At 42.2% G+C, this 1,442-nt stretch carries 1 protein-coding gene; it reads left to right on the forward strand.

Annotated elements, in window-relative coordinates:
* Positions 1 to 1,442: non-ribosomal peptide synthetase (locus BM176_RS32045; protein WP_177230630.1), on the forward strand; the 1,442-nt coding region annotated here is incomplete at both ends.

Consider the following 1,442-nt stretch of genomic DNA (forward strand, 5'->3'; position numbering starts at 1 on the left):
CCCATTGAAGAACTGGAATATTTAAGTGAAGCAGAAACAGCAAGATTATTATCAGTCTTCAACAATACTTCAGTTCCTTACCCTTCCGATAAAATACTGATTAGTTTATTTGAAGAACAGGTTAACCGCACCCCGGATCGTGTTGCATTGGTATTTGAAGGACAATCGCTGAGTTACAGTGAAGTAAATGCAAAGGCAAATCAGCTGGGTGTTTATTTAAGAAAACATTATGATGTACAACCAGATGATTTAATAGGAATAAAATTAGAACGTAGTGAATGGATGATCATCGCTTTGCTGGGAGTATTAAAGTCAGGCGGTGCATATGTACCTATTGATCCTGCGTACCCACAGGAACGTATAGATTATATGCTTACGGACAGCCAGTGCAAAGTATTGATAGATGAAGAGGAACTGGTAAACTTCCGGGAAGAGCAGGATAGCTATAACAAAGAGAATCTCCTGTCTGCCAACACTTCGGCAGACCTTGCTTATGTGATCTATACTTCAGGTTCCACCGGTCAGCCTAAAGGCGTGATGATTGAACAGCGTTCGCTGGTAAATTATCTGACCGCTATTAATGCGGAGTATGGGTTAGGAGGAGATGACCGTGTTTTACAGATATCCAATTTTGCATTTGATGCATCCGTAGAGCAGATTTTTGGAAGTTTGTTAAACGGAGCAGCTTTATATATCATCAGCAATCCTTTATCACTGGATGGCAGTGAGTTAAATGATTTTATTGCCACCCATGGTATCACGCATTTACATGGTGTTCCGGCATTACTTGAAAAGGCAGGATTAACGATTACACATTCCTTAAAACGGGTTATCTCAGCGGGAGAAAATTGCCCATTATCTTTAATGAATAGCCTGAAAGAGAAGGTTACGTTTTATAATAAATACGGTCCTACCGAAGGGACCATTTCGACTACCATTTTCAACGCAAGCGAACGCGCTGTGAATGGGACCTCCATACCTATTGGTCGTCCAATCAATAATAGCAGAATATACATCCTTGATGATGCGGGTCATTTATTACCTGTAGGTATAACCGGAGAGATTTGTATAAGTGGCGCAGGTATTGCCCGCGGTTATCTGAATAGGGCAGAGCTCACGGCAGAGAAATTTGTCGCTGATCCATTCCAACCTGGCGAGCGGATGTACAAAACCGGAGACCTCGGCAGATGGTTACCTGATGGCAACGTAGAGTACATTGGCAGAAAGGATGACCAGGTAAAGATCCGTGGTTACCGCATAGAATTGGGAGAGATAGAAAATGCATTGCAGCAGCTTGTAGACATAGATGCAGCGGTTGTAACAGCGAAAGGGAGTAAAGAAAAAGAACTGGTAGCATATATCGTCAGTAAGGCAGTATTAAATACAACGGATATAAGATCAGCCTTGGGCAAGATCTTACCATCCTACATGATCCCCGGTTA

It is taken from the genome of Chitinophaga sp. CF118 (genome assembly GCF_900112615.1).
In the GTDB taxonomy this organism is placed as follows: domain Bacteria; phylum Bacteroidota; class Bacteroidia; order Chitinophagales; family Chitinophagaceae; genus Chitinophaga.